This window comes from Anaerotignum faecicola (assembly GCF_003865035.1).
Lineage (GTDB): Bacteria > Bacillota > Clostridia > Lachnospirales > Anaerotignaceae > Anaerotignum_A > Anaerotignum_A faecicola.
This window is the reverse complement of the sequence record NZ_BHVZ01000001.1, coordinates 602,562-622,081: the sequence shown is the minus strand read 5'-3', so window position 1 is coordinate 622,081 and position 19,520 is coordinate 602,562. Positions and strand designations below refer to the sequence as shown.

18 protein-coding genes are annotated in these 19,520 nt (G+C 49.5%); 14 read left to right on the top strand and 4 right to left on the bottom strand.

Annotated elements, in window-relative coordinates; all coding sequences use genetic code 11:
• Positions 1–26: 26 nt before the first annotated feature.
• On the bottom strand, positions 27–614 hold the full coding sequence (locus EJE48_RS02960; protein WP_124984287.1) for an MntP/YtaF family protein: 588 nt from the start codon (positions 612–614) through the stop codon (positions 27–29).
• A gap of 108 nt (positions 615–722) precedes the next feature.
• Between EJE48_RS02960 and EJE48_RS02955 the strand changes: the two genes are divergently transcribed.
• The 4 genes from EJE48_RS02955 (at position 723) to EJE48_RS02940 (ending at position 7,111) form a co-directional block, all read left to right on the top strand.
• Positions 723–3,353 carry a cation-translocating P-type ATPase gene (locus EJE48_RS02955; protein WP_124984286.1) on the top strand — a complete coding sequence of 877 codons (2,631 nt, stop codon included), beginning with the start codon at positions 723–725 and terminating at the stop codon, positions 3,351–3,353.
• 91 nt (positions 3,354–3,444) lie between these two features.
• The gene (locus EJE48_RS02950) at positions 3,445–4,350 is read left to right on the top strand and encodes a LysR family transcriptional regulator (protein ID WP_016407559.1); all 906 of its coding nucleotides are present in this window, start codon (positions 3,445–3,447) and stop codon (positions 4,348–4,350) included.
• Positions 4,351–4,477: 127 nt separating this feature from the next.
• Positions 4,478–4,822 carry an ArsR/SmtB family transcription factor gene (locus tag EJE48_RS02945; RefSeq protein WP_016407558.1) on the top strand — a complete coding sequence of 115 codons (345 nt, stop codon included), beginning with the start codon at positions 4,478–4,480 and terminating at the stop codon, positions 4,820–4,822.
• Between the two features lie 129 nt (positions 4,823–4,951).
• On the top strand, positions 4,952–7,111 hold the full coding sequence (locus tag EJE48_RS02940; RefSeq protein WP_124984285.1) for a heavy metal translocating P-type ATPase: 2,160 nt from the start codon (positions 4,952–4,954) through the stop codon (positions 7,109–7,111).
• 62 nt (positions 7,112–7,173) lie between these two features.
• Here the strand turns inward: EJE48_RS02940 and EJE48_RS02935 are convergent, their stop codons facing one another.
• From EJE48_RS02935 to EJE48_RS02925, 3 genes are read right to left on the bottom strand one after another with little or no spacing between them, the layout of a single operon-like run.
• Positions 7,174–7,359 carry a DUF951 domain-containing protein gene (locus tag EJE48_RS02935; protein ID WP_016407556.1) on the bottom strand — a complete coding sequence of 62 codons (186 nt, stop codon included), beginning with the start codon at positions 7,357–7,359 and terminating at the stop codon, positions 7,174–7,176.
• 3 nt (positions 7,360–7,362) lie between these two features.
• Complete coding sequence (locus EJE48_RS02930; RefSeq protein ID WP_124984284.1) at positions 7,363–8,277, bottom strand: mechanosensitive ion channel family protein; 915 nt, start codon at positions 8,275–8,277, stop codon at positions 7,363–7,365.
• Between the two features lie 5 nt (positions 8,278–8,282).
• On the bottom strand, positions 8,283–8,987 hold the full coding sequence (locus tag EJE48_RS02925; RefSeq protein ID WP_016407554.1) for a gamma-glutamyl-gamma-aminobutyrate hydrolase family protein: 705 nt from the start codon (positions 8,985–8,987) through the stop codon (positions 8,283–8,285).
• 199 nt (positions 8,988–9,186) lie between these two features.
• Between EJE48_RS02925 and EJE48_RS02920 the strand changes: the two genes are divergently transcribed.
• The 10 genes from EJE48_RS02920 to EJE48_RS02870 all read left to right on the top strand — a co-directional run bounded on the left by EJE48_RS02920 (position 9,187) and on the right by EJE48_RS02870 (position 19,233).
• Positions 9,187–9,888: a 5'-methylthioadenosine/adenosylhomocysteine nucleosidase gene (locus EJE48_RS02920; RefSeq protein WP_118579899.1), complete on the top strand. Its 702-nt coding sequence runs from the start codon at positions 9,187–9,189 to the stop codon at positions 9,886–9,888.
• A 160-nt stretch (positions 9,889–10,048) separates the two neighbouring features.
• Positions 10,049–10,510 (top strand): hypothetical protein, encoded by a 462-nt coding sequence (locus EJE48_RS02915; RefSeq protein WP_016407552.1) that lies wholly within the window; start codon positions 10,049–10,051, stop codon positions 10,508–10,510.
• A 601-nt stretch (positions 10,511–11,111) separates the two neighbouring features.
• The gene (locus EJE48_RS02905) at positions 11,112–11,663 is read left to right on the top strand and encodes a hypothetical protein (protein ID WP_124984283.1); all 552 of its coding nucleotides are present in this window, start codon (positions 11,112–11,114) and stop codon (positions 11,661–11,663) included.
• Between the two features lie 60 nt (positions 11,664–11,723).
• Entirely contained in the window at positions 11,724–13,022 is a 1,299-nt protein-coding gene (gene mtaB / locus EJE48_RS02900) for a tRNA (N(6)-L-threonylcarbamoyladenosine(37)-C(2))-methylthiotransferase MtaB (protein WP_118579890.1), read from the top strand.
• Between the two features lie 163 nt (positions 13,023–13,185).
• Positions 13,186–13,446, top strand: coding sequence for an IreB family regulatory phosphoprotein (locus EJE48_RS02895; RefSeq protein ID WP_016407549.1), 261 nt, complete (start codon positions 13,186–13,188; stop codon positions 13,444–13,446).
• Positions 13,447–13,473: 27 nt separating this feature from the next.
• A complete protein-coding gene (gene ruvX, locus EJE48_RS02890) occupies positions 13,474–13,902 on the top strand; it encodes a Holliday junction resolvase RuvX (RefSeq protein WP_118579887.1) in 429 nt (142 codons plus the stop codon).
• 17 nt (positions 13,903–13,919) lie between these two features.
• Positions 13,920–14,225 (top strand): DUF1292 domain-containing protein, encoded by a 306-nt coding sequence (locus EJE48_RS02885; protein WP_016407547.1) that lies wholly within the window; start codon positions 13,920–13,922, stop codon positions 14,223–14,225.
• A 415-nt stretch (positions 14,226–14,640) separates the two neighbouring features.
• A complete protein-coding gene (locus EJE48_RS02880; RefSeq protein WP_408608181.1) occupies positions 14,641–16,362 on the top strand; it encodes a ribonuclease J in 1,722 nt (573 codons plus the stop codon).
• A gap of 919 nt (positions 16,363–17,281) precedes the next feature.
• Positions 17,282–18,166 (top strand): LysR family transcriptional regulator, encoded by an 885-nt coding sequence (locus EJE48_RS02875; RefSeq protein ID WP_160117303.1) that lies wholly within the window; start codon positions 17,282–17,284, stop codon positions 18,164–18,166.
• A gap of 68 nt (positions 18,167–18,234) precedes the next feature.
• On the top strand, positions 18,235–19,233 hold the full coding sequence (locus tag EJE48_RS02870) for an aldo/keto reductase (RefSeq protein WP_118579881.1): 999 nt from the start codon (positions 18,235–18,237) through the stop codon (positions 19,231–19,233).
• Positions 19,234–19,520 lie beyond the last annotated feature (287 nt).

Below are 19,520 nucleotides of genomic sequence, written 5' to 3'. Positions count from 1 at the left end.
AAAGCGTACTTCTTTACGAGGTACGCTTATTTTTTGCCCAAAAGCTGTATGACGGCAAGAAGGATTAAAATGCCGCCGGACAGGAGCGACCAGAGGCTTTCTTTCGGGGCAGGGGAGAGGCTGAGCCTTGTGCCGCATTTTTCGCCCAACGCGAGGAAAAATGTCTGAAAGAGGGCAGAAAAGAGGGGCAGGAGTGTTACATTTATCCCTCCTGCGGCAGCACTCAGCCCGATGGCAAAGGAATCCACAGAAAGCAGAAGCCCAAGGAGAAGGGCTTCCCGCGGCTCGATGAGGGAGGAGGCGTTTTTATCGCAGAGGGAGGGGGAATGCAGGGGCGAAGTCTCCTTCCGCTTTCCTTGCCCCATGCCTTGCAGACAAAGCCACACACCGAAGAAAAGAAGGAGCATGGGAGAAAACCGCGCCGCCAGATGCGCGGGGAAAACTGCCGCAAGCCGCCGCCCTGCAAAAAGAAACAGCTCCATCATGAGAAAGGCTTCTATCGTGAGCAGAAGAAGAGCGGACGGGCGAAAACGGATGCTGCGCAGACCATAGGAAAGACCGATGCCCAGCGCATCCAGACTGAGGGAAAACGCCAGCAAGAGAGAAAAAAGCATGGATAACACCTCCTGCTAACCATCCTATGCGGATGGTCTTTTTTTGCGCTTGTCCGCATAGACTGGGAAAAAAGACAAGCAGAAAAACAAAAGACGGAGCGTGAGGATATGGAATGGTGGAGCATGACACCGACAGAGGTGCTGAAAAAATTGCGGACGGAGGAACGGACAGGATTAAGCGAGAACGAGGCAAAAAAGCGGCTGGAAACGGACGGAAGGAACAGAACGGAGCAGGGAGAGGGCAAAAAGGGCTTCCGGCGGCGGTTTCTGGCGCAGTTTAATGATTTTATGATACTGCTGCTGATTGGAGCGGCAGTGGCTTCGGTTGCGATTTCCTATTGGAACGGAGAAAAGGATTTTCTGGATGCGGCAATCATTCTGGCGATTGTGGTACTGAATGCGTTTCTGGGTGTTTTGCAGGAGAGCAGAGCGGAAAAGGCATTGGAGGCATTGAAGGCACTTTCTGCGCCAAAGGCAAGCGTGCTGCGGGGCGGCGAGGAGAAGGAAATTCCTGCGGAGGAGGTAGTGCAGGGGGATATTCTTTTGCTTGCGGCAGGGGATTATATTTGCGCGGACGGGCGGATTTTGGAAAACCAAGGGCTGAAAACGGAGGAAAGCGCGATTACGGGGGAAGCACTTGCGATTGAGAAGGAGGAGGGCGTTCTGGCGGAGAAAACGCTGCCGAGTGACCGCAAAAACATGGTGCTTGCAGGAAGCTACGTTCTGGCGGGGAGAGGCACGGTGGCGGTGACGGCAACGGGTATGGCGACCGAAATCGGGAAGATTGCAGCCCTTTTGGCGGAGCAGGAGGAGCGCGAAACGCCCTTGCAGAAAAAGCTGGGAGAGACAGGAAGACTGCTGGGCATGGGGGCACTGATTATCTGTGGCATTATCTTCGGGATGGGACTTTTGCGAAGGCAGCCGCCGTTTCCGATGTTTATGACCTCTGTGAGCCTTGCGGTGGCGGCAATTCCCGAAGGACTGCCTGCGATTGTGACGATTGTGCTTGCGATTGGGATGCAGCGGATGGCAAGGAAAAATACGATTATCCGCAGACTGCCTGCGGTGGAAACCTTGGGGAGTGCAGAGGTCATCTGCTCGGATAAGACGGGGACGCTGACGCAAAACCGCATGAAGGTGACACGGCTTGCGGCAATCGGGAAGGGGTTGGAGCAGGACGAGGAAAAGCGAAGATTCATTCTGACGCTGTTTACGCTTTGCAATGATGTGAAGCGGCAGGGGACAAAAATCATTGGGGAGCCGACGGAAAAGGCACTTGCGGAGGCGGCAGAGGAAGGCGGGGTATCGCTCAAGGGGCTTTGGAAGGAAATGCCCAGAATCGGCGAGGTACCGTTTTCCTCGGAGCGAAAGCTGATGACAACGGTGCATCCCAGTGGGGGGAAATGGATTTCTGTGACGAAGGGGGCACCCGATATTCTTTTTGAGAAATGCGCATACTGCCTGGATGGCGGCAGACAGGCTGTATTTGATGGCAGAAGAAAAAGCGAGGCAAGGCTGAAAAACGGCGAGATGGCGGCAAATGCCCTGCGCGTGGTGGCGGTGGCGTTTCGGGAATGGGACGAGGAGCCGCTCTTTTTTACGGCGGAGGAGCTGGAAAGGGATCTGGTATTTGCAGGGATGGCAGGGATGATGGACCCGCCGAGACCGGAGGCGCAGGCGGCAGTGGAGATTTGTCAAAGGGCAGGGATTCGTCCTGTGATGATTACGGGAGATCATGCGCTGACAGCACAGGCGATTGCCGCAGAGCTTGGGATTTACCGTGCAGGGGATACCGTGCTGACGGGGCAGGAGCTGGAACAGATGTCGGACGAGGCGCTGGAGCGGGCGGCGGAGGATTGTACGGTTTTTGCGCGCGTTTCGCCGGCACATAAGGTGCGGATTGTGAAGGCGTTTCAGAAGGAGGGGCGCGTGGTTGCCATGACGGGGGACGGCGTGAATGATGCGCCTGCGCTTAAGGCGGCGGATATCGGCTGTGCGATGGGGAAAAACGGCACAGAGGTTGCCAAGGGTGCGGCAGATATGATTCTGATGGATGATAACTTTGCGACAATCGTGGAGGCGGTGCGCGAGGGACGCGGCATTTATGAAAACATCCGCAAGGCGGTCCATTTTCTGCTTTCGAGCAACATTGGCGAGATTATGACGATTTTCGTGGCGATGTGCTTTGGCTGGGCAACGCCGCTTTTGCCGATTCAGCTGTTATGGGTGAACCTTGTGACGGATTCCCTGCCTGCGATTGCACTGGGGGTTGACCCTGCGGACGCGGACAGCATGGAGCAGCCGCCGCGGAGGGGAAATTCCCTCTTTTCGGACGGCATGGTGAGCAGCATTGCCTTAGAGGGGGCGATGATTGGGATGCTGGCACTGCTTGCCTTTGGGATCGGGCACATTTATTTTGACGAGGAAGGGGCATATATTACAGGGCGGACGATGGCGTTTGCGGTGCTTTCGCTTTCGCAGCTGATACACGCCTTTAATATGCGGTCGGAGCATTCGCTGTTTCGGATTTCGCCCTTGGGGAACCCGATGCTGCTGCTGGCGTTTTTTATCGGGTGTCTGATGCAGATTGGGGTGATTATGGTGCTGCCGCTGGCGGAGATTTTCAAGGTATGTCCGCTGAATGGGAAGGAATGGCTTGTGGTTGCGGCGTTGGCATTGGCACCCTTGCCGATTGTAGAATTAGAAAAGCTGTGCGACAGGCGGCGGAGAAAAAAATGAAAAAATTGTTATCATTTTTACTTATCGCGCTTGCGTTGGCTCTTTGAATTCTGTATAATAGAAGAAACCAAAGAAAAGGGAGGTTCCCCTCATGAAAGTTGATGTTTCGTTAGATTTATATCGTATTTTTTGTGCAGTTGTCCGCACGGGCAATATGTCTGCTGCGGCAAGAGAGCTCTTTATTTCACAGCCTGCGGTAAGCATGTCCATTCGTCAGCTGGAGGACCGCATGGGCAGTCCGCTTCTGGTGCGTACGGCGAAGGGGGTTTATCCCACCGCGGAGGGCAAGCTGTTATATACCTATCTGGAGCAGGCGTTGGGACTGATTCAGGCGGCGGAGGAAAAATATTATCAGATGGTACACATGGAGATGGGGGAGCTCAAGATTGGCGCGAGTGATACGGTCATTGCCAATTTCCTGCTGCCTTATCTGGAAAAGTATCATAAGCTGTATCCCGATATCAATATTAAGGTGACGAATAAGACAACCTACGAATCGCTCAGGCTGCTGAGAAACGGCAGTGTGGATGTCTGCTTTATCAATTTGCCGATTGCGGAGGATGAGGATTTAGAGGTAACGCCCTGCATTGAAATTCATGATGTTCTGGTGGGGGGCGAGCGGTATCGGATGCTTGCGGAGATGGGCATGGAGTTGAAGGATTTGCCGAAATATCCCCTGCTTTTATTGGAGGATTTGAGCAATTCGCGCCGCTATATTGACCGCTATGCAGAGGAAAACGGCGTAGTGCTGAACCCGATTCTGGAGCTGGGGAGCAGTGATTTACTGGTAAGCTTTGCGGAAATCAACCTTGGACTGACGTATGTGATCGAGGAGTTTACGCAGAGGGAGCTGCAGAACAAGCACCTGTTTGAGATTCCCGTGGAACCGCCCGTACCGAAGCGGAGCATTGGGATGGTGCGGCTGAAAAATGTGGCAATGCCGCATGCGTTAAAGGGATTTATCGACCTGATTGAGTTTCCGAAGGAAAAGAATTAAATGAAATTAAATCGAAATCGGGATTTCGGTGTGTTATTGATGAAAAAATTATCAATAGCAGCGTTGACAAAGCAAAAATAATGCGTTAATATATGAGCAGATATTCATATAAGAAAAGGAGCGAGCCATGAAGGAGACACCGATGCAGGAAGAATTTGATATGGAAAAGGAACTGCAGCAGGAGTTTATTCAGGAGCTGGCAGAATTTTTCAAGATTTTTGGGGATGCGACCCGTATCCGTATTTTGCAGACCCTGCTGGAGGGGGAGCGAAATGTGGGGGATTTGGCAGACGTACTGGAAATGAGCCAATCCGCTGTGTCGCATCAGCTGCGCGTACTGCGGCAGAATGATCTTGTAAAATACCGCAAGGAGGGCAAAACCGTGTTCTATTCTCTGGACGATGAGCATATTCGGATGGTTCTGGAGCAGGGGATGACGCATCTGCGGCATAAGCGTGGATATCACGAATAAAAAAGGAATAGGCTGTAATGATATAGGTGCAAGGATATCTGAAAATTACAGCCTAAATTTTCAGATGTTATATGAACAGTTATTCAAACGAACAAATGAAAAGCAAACAGCGAAAAAAGAGGTGTGACTATGTCTGAAATGAAGGTAGCATTAAAAGGGTTGACCTGCGCGAACTGTGCGGGAAAGATTGAGGATACGCTTTCTAAGCTTTCTGAAACGCAGGAGGTTTCCATCAATCTGCTGCGGCAGGAAATGACAGTAAAGCTTGCGCCAAATGCTTCGGCAGAGGAAATGCAGGAAACGGTGGAACGGGTGGTGCATAAATTTGAGCCGGAGGTAGAGGTTGCCTTTTTGCAGGGGCAGAAGGCAGAGCATCATCATGCGCATCATGAGCATTGCGGCTGCGGCTGTGAGGAGGATGACGATGATGACTGCGGCTGTGGGTGTGGCTGTGGCTGTGGACATGACCATGCGCATGGGGATGAGAATGTGTTCGGCAGAAAATTTTTTCTGCGCTTTGGCATAGGGCTTGCGTTCTTCCTTGCGGCTGTTTTCCTGCATGGGGGAACGATCCGCACGATTCTTTATATCTGCGCATATCTGATTTTCGGGTATGATGTTCTGTTGCGTGCGGCGAAGCATATCGGACAGGGGAAGGTTTTTGATGAAAACTTCCTGATGTCCTTCTCTACGATTGGCGCGTTGTATCTGGGGGAAATGGCAGAGGCTGTTTTCGTTATGCTGTTCTATCAGGTGGGCGAGGCATTCCAGGAATATGCGGTGGCACGCTCCAGAAAATCCATTACGGCACTGCTGGATATCCGTCCCGATTTTGCACATTTAATCGTGGATGACGAGGAAAGGAAGGTAGATCCTTCTCTGGTGCATGTGGGAGATATGATTCTGGTAAAGGCAGGGGAAAGAATCCCTTTGGACGGGGTAATCACGGAAGGACATGCTATGCTGGATACTGCGGCACTGACAGGCGAATCCCTGCCTCGTTCTGTGGGGGCAGGAGATCAGGTGCTCAGCGGCTGCATCAATATGGACGGCAGTCTGAAGGTTCGCGTAGAAAAGGGCTTTGGCGAATCTACGGTGATGAAGATTCTGGAAATGGTGGAAAACGCATCTGCAAAGAAATCCAAGACGGAGAAATTCATCACACGCTTTGCAAGAGTTTATACACCCATTGTGGTTCTGCTGGCGGTTCTGGTTGCGGTTCTGCCGCCGTTGGCAGGGCTTGGGAAATTCTCCTTGTGGTTTGGCAGAGCATTGGTATTCTTAGTTGTTTCCTGTCCCTGTGCATTGGTATTGTCTGTGCCGCTGACGTATTTTGCGGGGATTGGCGCGGCATCCAAGTGTGGGATTCTGGTAAAGGGCGGCGGCGATTTGGATACGCTGAGCCGACTGAAAACGGTTGTTTTTGATAAGACAGGGACACTGACAAAGGGCAGATTCTCTGTAACAGAGGTGAAGGGCGATGTGCTGAAGCCGGCGGCAATCGGGGAGGCAATGAGCAATCACCCCATTGCGCAGGCAATCGTACAGGCATACAAAGGCGAGCTTCCTGCGGCACAGAGCTATCAGGAGCTGGGCGGCTACGGGATTTCCTACGAGCTGGACGGCGAAACGGTTCTGCTGGGGAACAGCCGTCTGATGGAGCATGAAAAAATTGCGTATGAAAAGGCAAACGGCATCGGTACGGTGGTTTATGTTGCAAAGGGCGGCAAATTCTTAGGGTACATTCTGGTTGCGGATACGCTGAAGGAAAACATTGCCGATTCCCTTGCGGCGTTGCGCAAGCAGGGGATTCAGAAGATGGTAATGCTGACGGGCGACAGAAGGGAAACGGCGGCGGCTGTGGCAGAGGAGCTGCGGCTGGATGAATTCCACAGCGAGCTGCTGCCCGAAAACAAAGTGGAATGGATGGAAAAGCAGAAGGACGCAGAAGGCGACAAGACGGCGTTTGTGGGGGATGGCATCAATGATGCACCCGTACTGGCGGCGGCTGATTTGGGGATTGCCATGGGGGCGATTGGCTCCGATGCGGCAATCGAGGCGGCGGATGTTGTGCTGATGGATGATGATATCGGCAAGCTGGCAGTCGGCATGAAGGTTGCAAGAAACACAAGAAGGATTGTAAACCAGAACGTGACCTTTGCGCTGGGCTTTAAGATTCTGGTGCTGCTGCTTTCCATTCCCGGCATTGCGACGATGTGGATGGCGGTATTTGCGGATGTCGGCGTTTGCGTACTGGCAATTCTGAATGCAATGCGGAAGAAGGCTTAAGCCGAAGCTGAGAGGGTTCGACAGAAAAAAACAGGGTATCTCAAGATTGAGATACCCTGTTTTTATTGCTCTTTTGGGATGATTTTTTTTACATTTTTCTCGAATTTTGCTCTGGGCAGCATGACCATGTGTCCGCAGCCGCAGCATTTGATGCGAAAATCAATGCCGGTTCTGAGGATTTCCCACTGGGCAGAGCCGCAGGGGTGACTTTTTTTCATCTGCACAATATCTCCGACAGAAAAATCCATACGTTACGCCTCCTTCATCAAATGGACAACCTGCTGAGGGAAGGGGATTTCGATACCTTCTGCATCAAAGCGGTTTTTGATGCGGCGGCGCAGCTCCGCCTCCACAGCATAATTCATTTTTATCTTGCATTTTGCAACAATTTTAATGGTAACGGCGGAATCATCCAGACCGATGACACCTGCAACGGTGGGGGGTTCCAGTACAGCCTCCATATCTGCGGTTTTCTGCATCTCATCCTGCAGAACGGCAATGGCGCGGTCGATGCTTTCGCCATAGGCAATGCCGACGGTGACAACGGCGTTGATAAATTCACGGCAGTTATTGGTGACCGTACCGATAGAGCCATTCGGGATGATATGCACAGCGCCGCCGAAATCGCGCAGCTTTGTGGAACGCAGGGTGACGCTTTCGACCGTACCCGTAATGCCCTGAATGGTGACGATATCCCCGACGGCGTAATGGTCCTCAAAGAGGATGAAGAAGCCCTCCATCATATCCCCTGCGATACTCTGCGCGCCCAAGCCGATGGCAACCGAGCCTGCGGAGGCAATGACAACGAGGGATTCTGAGGAAACACCCAGCTGCTTTAAAATAGACATCAGCCCGATGAAATAAATCACATATTTCAGGATGCTGCCTGTGACGGTGCTGAGAGTTTTTGCTTTTCTTTCGGACATGGAAAGCTTTTCGCGCTGTACCTGTGTCCGCAGGAATTTATTGACCAGTTTACTGGAAATGCGAATCATAAGCCAGCAAAGAAAGAGCGTGAACAGAATTTCCAGAAGCTTGATGCCCAGATTGACGGCACCGTTGATGGCTGTGGATTTGGCAAGGAAGCCAAGCCCTAAATCCTTCGCAAGCTCCGTGCTGTTTAAATCAGAGGAAAGAGACGAGGTTAGATCATTGATAACATCCATGCTTCTTACCTCCTTGCCTGTTGATATTCTGCCGCCGCCTTCAAGAAGGCAGAGAACAGCAGCCCCATTTCCTCTGTTTTCATTGCCTCGGGATGCCACTGCACGCCGACGGCGAAGCGGTTATCCTTATGCTCAATGGCTTCAATCAGACCATCCGCACTGCGGGCAGAGACAATAAAGCCCTCCCCAAGCGTGGAGCAGGACTGATGATGCAGGGAATTGACAACGGTGCGTTTATTTTCCCAGAGGTCGGTTAAAAGGGTGTTGTCCTCGACAAAAATGCTGTGTGTGCCATAGGAACGGGGTGCCTGCTGGATATGCTTGAGGGTTGTGCCTGCCTGTACGCCGATATCCTGATAGATGCCGCCGCCCTTGACGATATTCATGACCTGCATGCCGCGGCAGATGCCGAGCATGGGCAAATCCTTTTCCAGTGCAGCCTCGCAGATGCGCATTTCACAGGCATCACGGAGGGGGTTAATCTCGCCGCTCTGGCAAAGGGGCTCTTCTCCGAACAGGAGCGGATCGATATCACCGCCGCCGGTCAGCAGAAGTCCGTCCAGAAAGGGGGGCAATGCCTGATGGGGCAGGAGCACGATGGGACAGCCGCCTGCCTTTTCGATGGCAAGGACATAATCCTCACTGAGGGTATATTCCTTTTTTTCGTAAGAATAATTCGGCGCAATGCCGATAATCGGTTTTGTGTTCATTGGTTACACCTCTTACTTTCTTTTTCTCTCCTCAGTATACAGAAGATGCTCTTTTTTTGCAACGGAAGGATGGTAAAATCGGCTTCGACTTGCAGAGTGTATACAGTTTGTGGTATAATTCGTATGCGAGATAAAAACCAAACGGCTGAAGTATGCGGACAGATATCCGCGAGACAACAGAAACGGAGATGACAACGAAATGAAAACCATTGGCATCATTGGTGCAATGTCGGAGGAAATCACATATTTAAAAGAGAAAATCGAGATTGTGACGACAAAAAATATCATCGGGCTGGATTTCCATGTGGGGAAATATTGCGGCAACAGCATTGTGCTGGTCATCAGCGGCATCGGCAAGGTGAATGCGGCTGTCTGCACACAGGTGCTGATTGACCATTTCGGTGTGGATTATATCATCAATACGGGCTGTGCGGGGGCAATTCACCCCGAACTGGGCATTGGGGATATCCTCATTTCCACGGATGCGGTACAGCATGACATGGATGTTTCTGCGCTGGGCGACCCTATTGGGACTATTCCCCGTTTGGCGGAAAGCTATTTCAAGGCGGATGAGATGCTGGTGAAGCTGGCGCAGGAGGCTGCGGCGGAAACGGCGGAAAACTATCATGTGATTCTCGGCAGAGTTGCCAGTGGGGATAAATTCATCGGCACAAAGGAAGGCAAGGAGCATATCAAAAGGTATGTGCAGGGGGATTGTGCGGAAATGGAGGGTGCGGCGATTGCCCATGCCTGCTGGCTGAACCGAATTCCCTTTGTTATCATTCGTGCCATCAGCGACAGCGCGGATGAACAGGCGAATATGTCCTATGAGCAGTTTGTGCTTCTGGCGGCAAAGCGCAGCAGTGAGCTGGTGGAAAAAATACTGGAAAAGCTGGCGTAAAACTGCCTAAAAAAGAGGCGGAAAATTTGGCTTTCCATGGAAGGTATTGCTCTTGTAAAGGGGATTTTCTTCCTGTATAATGCAATCAGAATCAAAAACAATTTGTACGCAAAATATTGATGCGGAAATGATGAAAGTAGGAAAAAAGGAGGCCTTTCAAATGACGGCAAAAACGCATGGGTACATTACAAAAGAGATTGAACTGGAGCAGATTTATCAGTTTATTTTGAAATTTTTTGACCCCGAGGCAAAGGTAAACCGTTACGAGAATCGTTTTGGTGAAAGCAATGAAATGGCTGTATATTTTACCTATAAGGGAGAGGAAAGACGTTTGTTTACAATGGTTTACAAGAGCCGTAAATTCTCCAAAAACGGCGAGAAGAACAGACTGGTTTTCCTGGATTTGGATTATTGGGGGCACAGCGTGGAAATTATGCGTTCCATTCTGTCCTATTTCAGCGGCTGGTTGGATGAAAACGACTGCGATAAGGAGGAAGCATACTTTATCGAGGAACAGCCGGACGGCGTGACACCCAATATCATTAAGATTACAAGAAAAGAGCTGAACAGAAGACTGGGCGGCATGGTTGTAATCATTGAGGATGACGAAGAAGAAAAATAAGCGGAAAAATAAGAGAGCCGTATTACCTATAGGGGATGCGGCTTTTTTGTTGCTTGTCGAAAAAAGAAAAATGTGGTATGGTATAAGCGAGGATTATCGCTCGGCGGTTCAGTCACTTCCTGTAAAGGGGGTGATGTTTATGGTTACATACGCTGAATTGTTTCAATATAGCTTAGTAATCATTGGAATTATCACCTTATGCTTTTTGCATAAGAAATGATAAGAAAAAGACCGCCTAACAGAAGTTAGACGGTCAACCACATTATTACGGACTGACCGCCCTTCCACAAGCGGTAATCCTTTTTCATAGCTCTTATCGCCCTGCGTGAAACAGGAAATAAATAAAAAGTGACAGCCTAACAGAAGTTAGACGGTCATTCACAACTATTACGGACTGACCGCCCTTCCACAAGCGGTAATCCTTTCTTACTGCTATGATAGCATAAAGGAAGGGAAAAATCAATCGGAATCGGGCGTTCTTTTGCAGAGTTTTTGCGATTTTTGCGAAAAAACGGTTTTAACGGGGCGGGCTTCTTGCCAGAGCCCTTGTTTTTATGCTATACTAAAAGATAATTTAAATGCAGAAGGGGCGGTGGAGGATATGCCGGAGGAAAAGGATATACGAACCATGATTGACGAGGATATTGACCGCGTGGAACGTGTTTGGGAGGCATCCTCCTATGACAGCGATGCCTTGGAGGAGCTGTTCCGCCTGCTTCTGGAGCATTATGCCGAAAGAATCGAAGGCTTCACGAAGAGGCTGAAGGTCATTCAGCCGTATGAGGATGTCGCGGATATGGCGGAGAATTATCGGGAGAACGTGCGGACATTGCTGGAGCGGATGAAGCTGTTTCGGGAAAATGGATACAGCAACGAAGGCTTAATCGAATATTCCATTGCCAAGGAGCGGGAGGAGCTGAATTTTAATGCGGATTTTACAACGGTGCGGCTGGAAATCGGCATGATGCAGGGGCTTTCCCTTGTGGAGCGGGAGGATATCATGGTGCATTTGGATGCCATGGAGACCATCTGCGCGCAGGTTACGCCCAAAAAGGAACGCTGGGAAATGCTCAGAGAGCATCTGGTCTGGCTTTCCGGAAAGGATGTAACGGTAGCAATGAAGATATTACCGTTGTTTTTCAGAATAAATTGATGAATAATAGAGAGCGGCAGAGCAAAAGGAAATTTTTCTGCCGCGAAGGAGCGTTTTAATATGAAGAAAGCAGCAAGTTTTGCATTGGGCTGCAAGGTAAATCAGTATGAAAGCGAAGCCATTGCGGAGCTGTTCGCAGAAAAGGGCTATGAAATTGTGGGGATTGATGAAGAAGCGGATGTGTATGTCATCAATACCTGTACGGTAACGAATTTCGGGGACAAGAAATCCCGTCAGCTGATTCGTAAGGTAAAGCGGCAGAATGAAAATGCCATTGTGGCGGTTGTCGGCTGCTATGCGCAGACTGCGCCCAAGGAGCTGATGGAGATTGCAGGCGTGAACCTGGTCATCGGAACGAAGGACAGAGCGCAGATTGTGGAAATGGTGGAGCAGTATGACAGGGCAAACGGCGTGGAAAACCACGTTTCCGATATTATGAAGGAGCGTGTATTTGAGCCGCTTTCCATTCAAAAGCTGGCAAACAGAACAAGAGCCTATCTGAAAATTCAGGATGGGTGCAGCCAGTATTGCTCCTACTGCATCATTCCTTATGCGAGAGGCCCTATCCGCAGCAGAGAGCCGCAGGAGGTTGTGGCTGAGGTAAAGCGTTTGGCGGAGAACGGCTTTAAAGAGGTTGTGCTGACGGGCATCCATGTGGCAAGCTACGGCAAGGACAGAAGGGATACCTCTCTGCTGGATATTCTCAAGCAGGTGCATGAGGTGGAAGGAATTGAGCGGATTCGCTTCAGCTCCATTGAGCCGAATGTGGTGACGGAGGAATTTGCACAGACCATGGCGGCACTGCCAAAGGTCTGCGACCATTTCCATCTTTCCCTGCAGAGCGGCTGCGATAAAACCCTGAAGGAAATGAACCGGAAATATGATACGGAGAAATACAGACAGGCGGCAGCGACGCTCAGGAAATATCTGCCGAAGGTTGCGCTGACAACGGATATCATTGTCGGCTTCCCTGGAGAAACCGAGGAGGATTTCAGGGAAAGCTATGCCTTTGCGGAGGAAATCGGCTTTGCGAAGATTCATGTATTTCCTTATTCGCCCAAGCGCGGCACACCTGCGGCGGCAAGGAAGGATCAGCTGCTCAATGCGGTAAAAGCCGAAAGAAGCCATACGCTCATTCAGCTGAGCGACAAAATGGCGGCGGAATTTCTGGTGGATGCCGTTGGGACGGATGCGGAGGTGCTGTATGAAAGAGCCGTCGGCGATGGGATTTATGAAGGGCATACCACGAACTATATGAAGGTGCATGGCAGAAGCGAAGTCGATTTGACAAACCGCATTTGCAAAACCCACATCACAAGGGCGGAGGGCGAAATGCTTTTCGGGGATGCAGAGGTATAAGAAAAGGAATTTGTAATAATTATGTAAAGAGAATATGGTTGCAAACAGGTTTTTTTTCATGTATCATAAAGATAGCTGATTTTACAGATAACAGGAAATTTTCCTGTAAATATATTTGGGATATAAGGGGGGCGGCACTGCCGCAGAATGGAGAGTGAAAAATATGGCAAATTTACATGAAACACAGTATTTCGGCAGATTGGAAAAAGAACCCGAAAACGAAGCAAAGCGAATCCTGATGGCAGTGAGCAATGCCTTGCGGGAAAAGGGCTATAATCCTGTCAACCAGATTGTAGGCTATATCCTTTCCGGTGACCCGACTTATATTACAAGCTATCAGAATGCCCGTGTGCTGATTCGTAAGCTGGAACGGGATGAGCTTCTGGAGGAGCTGGTAAAGGATTATTTAGACCGTAACGAGTAATCGTCGGAAAAAGAAAGAGGAACCGAATTGCGTATTTTAGGGTTGGATTTTGGTGACAAAACCATTGGTGTTGCGGTCAGCGACCCTTTTGGCTGGACGGCACAGGGCGTGGAGATTATCCGAAGGGAAAGTTCCATGGAATTTAAGAAATGTATGCGTAGACTGGCAGAGCTGGTGGAACAATATCAGGCAGAGACAATCGTTCTGGGCTATCCGAAAAATCTGGACGGCTCCGAAGGGGACAGATGTGTCAAAACAAAGGATTTCTGCGAACGCGTGAAAAGAAGATTCCCCAAGGCAGAGGTTCTGCTCTGGGACGAAAGATTCAGCACCATTGCGGCGGAGCGTTCTCTGCGCGAGGTTGGGCTGAACCATAATCAGAGAAAAAGCGTCATTGACAAGATGGCGGCGGTGCATATTTTGCAGGGCTATCTTGACAGCAAGGCGAAAGGATAAGAATAGAGGAGAATTTTATGGCGGATATTTATGACGAAATCAATGATCTGGAATTTGAAGTGGTTACTATGACAGATGAAAACGGTGATGCAGTGGAGTTTTCCATCATTGATAATGTTGCCTGCGGCGGCGAACGCTACCTTTTGGTAGTGGAAACAGAATTGATGGATGATGATGAAACAGATGCCATCATTTTGAAGGAGGTTTCCATCAATACGGATGATGTGACGTATGAATTGGTGGAGGATGACGCGGAATTTGACCGCGTGGCAGATTTGTTTGCCCAGAAGGCAGAGGATTATACCGTAGAAACGGATGACTGATTGACGAATGTATTAGGGTGATTTTTTGCGGTCTGCAAAAGTCCCTTTTTATACAAAAATGAGCGGAAAAAGAAACAGCAGAATACGGAAGGAAAAACAGCAGCACTCATCGGATTGGAAAAACGGAGCGGAAATGTTTTTGCAATCGTTGAGTATCGACTGCTCTTTTTCTGTTTGCCCTTTTTTGGAAAAGGGGCGCTGATTCTGCCGTTTAAAGAGAACTTTTTTACGCCATACTATAAAGAAAATGACAGAGAAAACAAAAAAGGAGGTGTGTTTTTTGGCAGAGAAAAAATCCGCAAAGGAGACAAACGGAAAGGATTCCACGAAGGAAACCAAAACGAGAACAGCAAAGACAAAGGCGGACAGCAGGGCAAAGACAGAGCCGAAGGCGAAAAAGGAGCCGGCTGCGAAGATGACGGCGAAACCGGCGGCAAAGCCGAAGCAGCGCACAAAGAGCCGCGCAAAGGCAAAGCCCAAGATGAACCTGAAGGTGATCGCGCTGGGCGGTCTGGATGAAATCGGTAAAAATATGACGGTTCTGGAATATGGCGATGATATTATCATCATCGACTGCGGTCTGGCATTCCCTGAGGATGATATGCTGGGGATCGATTTGGTTATCCCTGACGTGACTTATTTGACAAAAAACATCGACAAAATCAAAGGGATTGTATTAACACACGGACACGAGGATCATATCGGCGCATTGCCCTATATTCTCAAGCAGATTAACGTACCCGTATTCGGGACACTGCTGACACTGGGGCTTCTGGAAAATAAGCTGAGAGAGCATAAAATGCTGGATTCCACAACAAGACATACGGTTGTACCCGGCGAAAAGGTAAAGCTGGGACAGATGGTTGTGGAATTTATCCATACGAACCACTCTATCGCAGACGCGGTCGCACTGGCAATCCATACACCTGTGGGCGTTGTGGTGCATACGGGCGACTTTAAGGTGGACTATACTCCCATTGACGGGGATGTGATTGATTTACAGCGGTTTGCCGCACTGGGCAAGGAGGGAGTTCTCCTGCTGATGAGCGACAGCACCAATGCCGAGAGAAAGGGCTTCACGATGTCTGAAAAGAACGTGGGGAAGGTGTTCGAGAAGATTTTCGAGGAAACACCGAAGAACCGTATCATGGTTGCGACCTTCTCCTCAAACATTCATCGTATTCAGCAGGTTATCAATGCGGCGTATATGTACGGCAGAAAGGTTGCCATTATCGGTCGCAGTATGGTCAATGCGGTGAAAACGGCATCCGAGCTGGATTATCTCTGGATTCCGCCCAGAACGCTGATTGATATTAACGAAACAAGAAATTATCGGGATGATCAGCTGGTTATCATTACGACAGGCAGCCAAGGGGAGACAATGTCCGCCCTGTCCCGTATCGCATCCGGCGAGCATAAGCAGATTAACGTAAAGCCTGATGATAAAATTATCATCAGTGCATCTGCCATTCCGGGGAATGAAAAAAGCATTTCCCGTGTGGTGAATGAGCTGCTGAAAAAGGGCGCAAACGTGGTTTATGGAGATATTGAGGATATCCACGTTTCCGGTCACGCCCGTCAGGAGGAGCTGAAGCTGATGCTGGCGCTGACAAAGCCGAAGTTCTTCATGCCTGTGCATGGGGAATTCATGCACCTTTCCTGTCACAAGAATTTGGCGATTTCCATGGGGATGGATAAAAATGACATCTTCGTGATGAAGCTGGGTGAGGTGCTGGAGGTCAACAAAAATGAGGCGAAGGTTACCGGAACTGTGCCTGTGGGACAGATTATGGTAGACGGCTTGGGCGTTGGCGATGTCGGCAATATCGTTCTGCGTGACAGAAAGCATTTGTCACAGGATGGACTGATGGTGGTTGTGGTTTCCATGGACCGAGAAATGGGGACGATTGTTTCCGGCCCCGATATTATTTCCAGAGGGTTTGTATATGTCCGCGAGGCAGAAAATCTGATGGATGAGGCGCGCGCCTGCGTGTTGGATGCGCTGCTGAAATGCGAGGAAAAGAATGTTACAAGCTGGAATTATATCAAGGGTGTCATTAAGGATACGCTGAAAAATTATATTTGGCAGAAGACAAAGAGAAGTCCGATGATTCTGCCGATTATTATGGAAGTATAAAAGAAAAAGAGCCGAAAGGCTCTTTTTCTTTGTTCGCTTGTGCGGTGTGTGTTGGTGTGCTACAATGCTGTTATGGAACAATCGTGTACAGGGTGGCTTGACCTTCATTCTACATAGAATGGGGGTGGTGCTGATGAAGTTTGACTTTAAAGACTTAATGTCTTTTGGGACATTCCTTCTTGCATTGCTGACATTCATATTTTTGAATCTCAGATAGTCTTTTATTTTAGACATAGAAAAACCACCCTAATACTTTGACCGGTTGCAGGGTGGCTTTCTATGTCCCTTTGTCAATAGGTCAACCCACCTTGTGGGCGGTTGTTCCTCTTGTTTTTATTATGCTACAAAGAAATCAAAAATGCAATATCCTTTTTGATTTTCGGCATTCTTTTTTATAGGGCAGTAAAAAAGAAAAAGAGCCGATTTCATGTGCACAGTGAAATCAGGCTCTTTTTTTGCTTGCAACGGAAGCCTAGCGGGATTCTTCGCCGAAGCGTCCTCCATCTTCTAGGAATCATTCCGTTGACTCAGCCTGCAGAATAGCGTATTTCCGAGATACCGCAAATACTTCGGCTATGCCCGAAGGGCAGGAAGGCATATTCTGCGTCAATCCTTATTCCCAATCCTATTTCCGCAAGGTTTCCCTTGGCACCGGGGTACAATTCCCCGAGCCGTTCCGCCAAGCGGTATCCGTTCAAGAAGGACGATTAAGTGCCGATATGCAAAGCCCACCGGCCTACGCCCGAAACGCTGCTTAAGTTTATCCTTCTTCATTCTACTATACCGCAGCAGGCAGAGAAAAGCAATACGGCTGATGGAAAAAGAAGAAAAAATCAAGAAAGATTCTATCTTGATTTTTTGCGGCATTTCGGATAGAGTGAAGAGAAAGAATGTTGAAGGATGGGAAAAAGGAGCAGTTATGGATATCAAAAATCTGGTTACTTTCATACATGTAGCGGAGCTGCGCAGCTTCACGAAGGCGGGGGATAAGCTAGGCTATTCCCAATCAACGGTTTCCTTTCAGATTCGCCAGCTGGAAAATGAATTGGGTGTGCCCTTATTCGAGAGAATCAACCGCACGGTTACACTGACGGAGCACGGGATTCGTCTGCTGCGCTCTGCTTACAAAATCAATGAGCTTTTGGAAAGCTTTCAGGAGGAAACGAAAGCGGAAACGAAGGTGCATGGGCGTGTGCGTCTGGCGATTGCGGATTCCCTGAGCAGTGAGGTGATTCGGCGCATTTTTCCGGAGCTGCACCGCAAATATCCCGATATTACGCTGGAGTGCATTTCCGCCGGCACGCAGGAGATGTTTCGCCTTTTAAACCAGAATGAAGCGGATATTGTGTATACGCTGGATAACCATATTTACGATACGAATTATGTGATACAGCAGGAAAGTCGGATTGGGGTGCATTTTGTTTGTGCGGCAGGCAATGCCTTGGCGGCAGGGGATGCCATTGCTTTGACAGAATTGGTGAAGCAGCCGTTTCTGCTGACCGAAAAGGGTATGAGCTACCGCCGGATGCTGGATGAGAAACTTGCGGCACATTCCTTGGAGATTCAGCCTGTTTTTGTCAGCGGGAATGCAGGGCTGATTGCGTCCTTGGTGGAGCAGAATGCAGGGCTTGCGCTTTTGCCTGATTATATCACGAAGCCGTATATCGAAAAGGGGGCACTGTGCTATCTGAATGTGCCTGAAATGGAAATCGAAATCTGGACACAGCTGCTGCACCATCGGGAAAAATGGGTTTCCGAGCCGATGCGGATTGTGATTGACCATCTGCGGCGGTGTATGCTGTGATGCGGTACCCATTTCGATACTTATATGGTATACTGTAAGCAGTTTTCAAAGCAAATGGAGGGATAATAATGAGATATCAGAAGCTTGGCAATACGGATATTGATGTTTCCGTGATTGCATTAGGCACATGGGGACTTGGCGGCGGCAGTGTCTGGACGGACAGAGATTCTACGGTAGAGGATACCAGAAATCTGCTGGACAGCTGTCGGGAATATGGCATAAACTATATTGATACCGCGCCGGTTTACGGCACAGGGGCAAGCGAGGAGCTGCTCGGCAGGGCGTTGAAGGGCAGAAGACAGGACTTTATCCTGCAAAGCAAATGCTCTCTGAACTGGAGAAATGAGGGCGGTAATTTCCATTATGAACGCGATGGGTATACCGTCAACAATGACACCCGTGCGGCGGCGGTGAAAAAGGACGTAGAGGATTCTCTGCGCAGAATGCAGACGGATTATCTGGATTCCGTGATTGTGCATTATGTCTGCGGCAGCTTTCCTGTAGAGGAAACGGTCGGCGCGCTGGAGGATCTGGTCAGAGAAGGGAAAATCCGTACCTATGGGCTTTCCAACAGCCAGCCTGCGGATTTGGCGGCATATCGGAGGGTCGGCGGTAAGGTATCCGTTGTGCAGGAATTTTTCAGTATTCTTTCTCCCTTCCATGGCAGAGAATATTTTGAGATGTGCAGAAAAAACAATACTGTATTCCAGACCTACGGCGTATTGGAGGAGGGCTTTCTGACCTCTCCTGCGTTTCTGGATAAGGAATTTGCGAAAACGGACATCCGTTCCAGACTGCCGTGGGTGGCACCCGAAAAGAAGGAAGGACTGCGCCGTGCATTTGCACTCTGGGCACCGATGTGCGAGGAATATCATTGCAGCTATGCGGCATTGGTGGAGGCTTGGGCGCTGTCTCAGTATGACAGAATGAGCCTTCTGGTCGGCATGCGCCGTGCATTGAGCGTAGAGGATACGGCGAAGTGTTTGGATATCAGGCTGAAGGCGGAGGATATCAAGCGCATGGAGGAGGCTGTAAAGGCAATTCAGGTTGCGGTTCTGGATAAATAGGTTTTGAAAAAGCATAACCACCGGTTTACCGGTGGTTTAGGGTGTCGACAAAGTCGACACCCTAAGTCGAAATCAGGATTTCGACTTGCTAAGACAGAAGAATAAACAGACGAGTTCCATCAGCTTAAAAGCCTCGAAACTCGCTGTTTTCCTCGCCGGAAGTGAATTCCGACTGCGGATTCCATTTGGGAAACGGATTTGTTTCCCAAGCCCTTCCGCTGCCTCAAAATTACTTTGTCTACAGTCTATAACCACCGGTTTACCGGTGGTTATATTGATTTTTCGGC

Bases quoted from the DNA above. Each gene is read 5' to 3' on its own strand.
- EJE48_RS02880 (WP_408608181.1), top strand. From the start codon at position 14,641: ATGACGGCGAAACCGGCGGCAAAGCCGAAGCAGCGCACAAAGAGCCGC.
- EJE48_RS02955 (WP_124984286.1), top strand. From the start codon at position 723: ATGGAATGGTGGAGCATGACACCGACAGAGGTGCTGAAAAAATTGCGG.
- EJE48_RS02870 (WP_118579881.1), top strand. From the start codon at position 18,235: ATGAGATATCAGAAGCTTGGCAATACGGATATTGATGTTTCCGTGATT.
- EJE48_RS02950 (WP_016407559.1), top strand. From the start codon at position 3,445: ATGAAAGTTGATGTTTCGTTAGATTTATATCGTATTTTTTGTGCAGTT.
- EJE48_RS02895 (WP_016407549.1), top strand. From the start codon at position 13,186: ATGGCAAATTTACATGAAACACAGTATTTCGGCAGATTGGAAAAAGAA.
- EJE48_RS02905 (WP_124984283.1), top strand. From the start codon at position 11,112: ATGCCGGAGGAAAAGGATATACGAACCATGATTGACGAGGATATTGAC.
- EJE48_RS02945 (WP_016407558.1), top strand. From the start codon at position 4,478: ATGAAGGAGACACCGATGCAGGAAGAATTTGATATGGAAAAGGAACTG.
- EJE48_RS02885 (WP_016407547.1), top strand. From the start codon at position 13,920: ATGGCGGATATTTATGACGAAATCAATGATCTGGAATTTGAAGTGGTT.
- EJE48_RS02915 (WP_016407552.1), top strand. From the start codon at position 10,049: ATGACGGCAAAAACGCATGGGTACATTACAAAAGAGATTGAACTGGAG.
- EJE48_RS02960 (WP_124984287.1), bottom strand. From the start codon at position 614: ATGCTTTTTTCTCTCTTGCTGGCGTTTTCCCTCAGTCTGGATGCGCTG.
- mtaB (WP_118579890.1), top strand. From the start codon at position 11,724: ATGAAGAAAGCAGCAAGTTTTGCATTGGGCTGCAAGGTAAATCAGTAT.
- EJE48_RS02935 (WP_016407556.1), bottom strand. From the start codon at position 7,359: ATGGATTTTTCTGTCGGAGATATTGTGCAGATGAAAAAAAGTCACCCC.
- EJE48_RS02940 (WP_124984285.1), top strand. From the start codon at position 4,952: ATGTCTGAAATGAAGGTAGCATTAAAAGGGTTGACCTGCGCGAACTGT.
- EJE48_RS02920 (WP_118579899.1), top strand. From the start codon at position 9,187: ATGAAAACCATTGGCATCATTGGTGCAATGTCGGAGGAAATCACATAT.
- EJE48_RS02875 (WP_160117303.1), top strand. From the start codon at position 17,282: ATGGATATCAAAAATCTGGTTACTTTCATACATGTAGCGGAGCTGCGC.
- EJE48_RS02930 (WP_124984284.1), bottom strand. From the start codon at position 8,277: ATGGATGTTATCAATGATCTAACCTCGTCTCTTTCCTCTGATTTAAAC.
- EJE48_RS02925 (WP_016407554.1), bottom strand. From the start codon at position 8,987: ATGAACACAAAACCGATTATCGGCATTGCGCCGAATTATTCTTACGAA.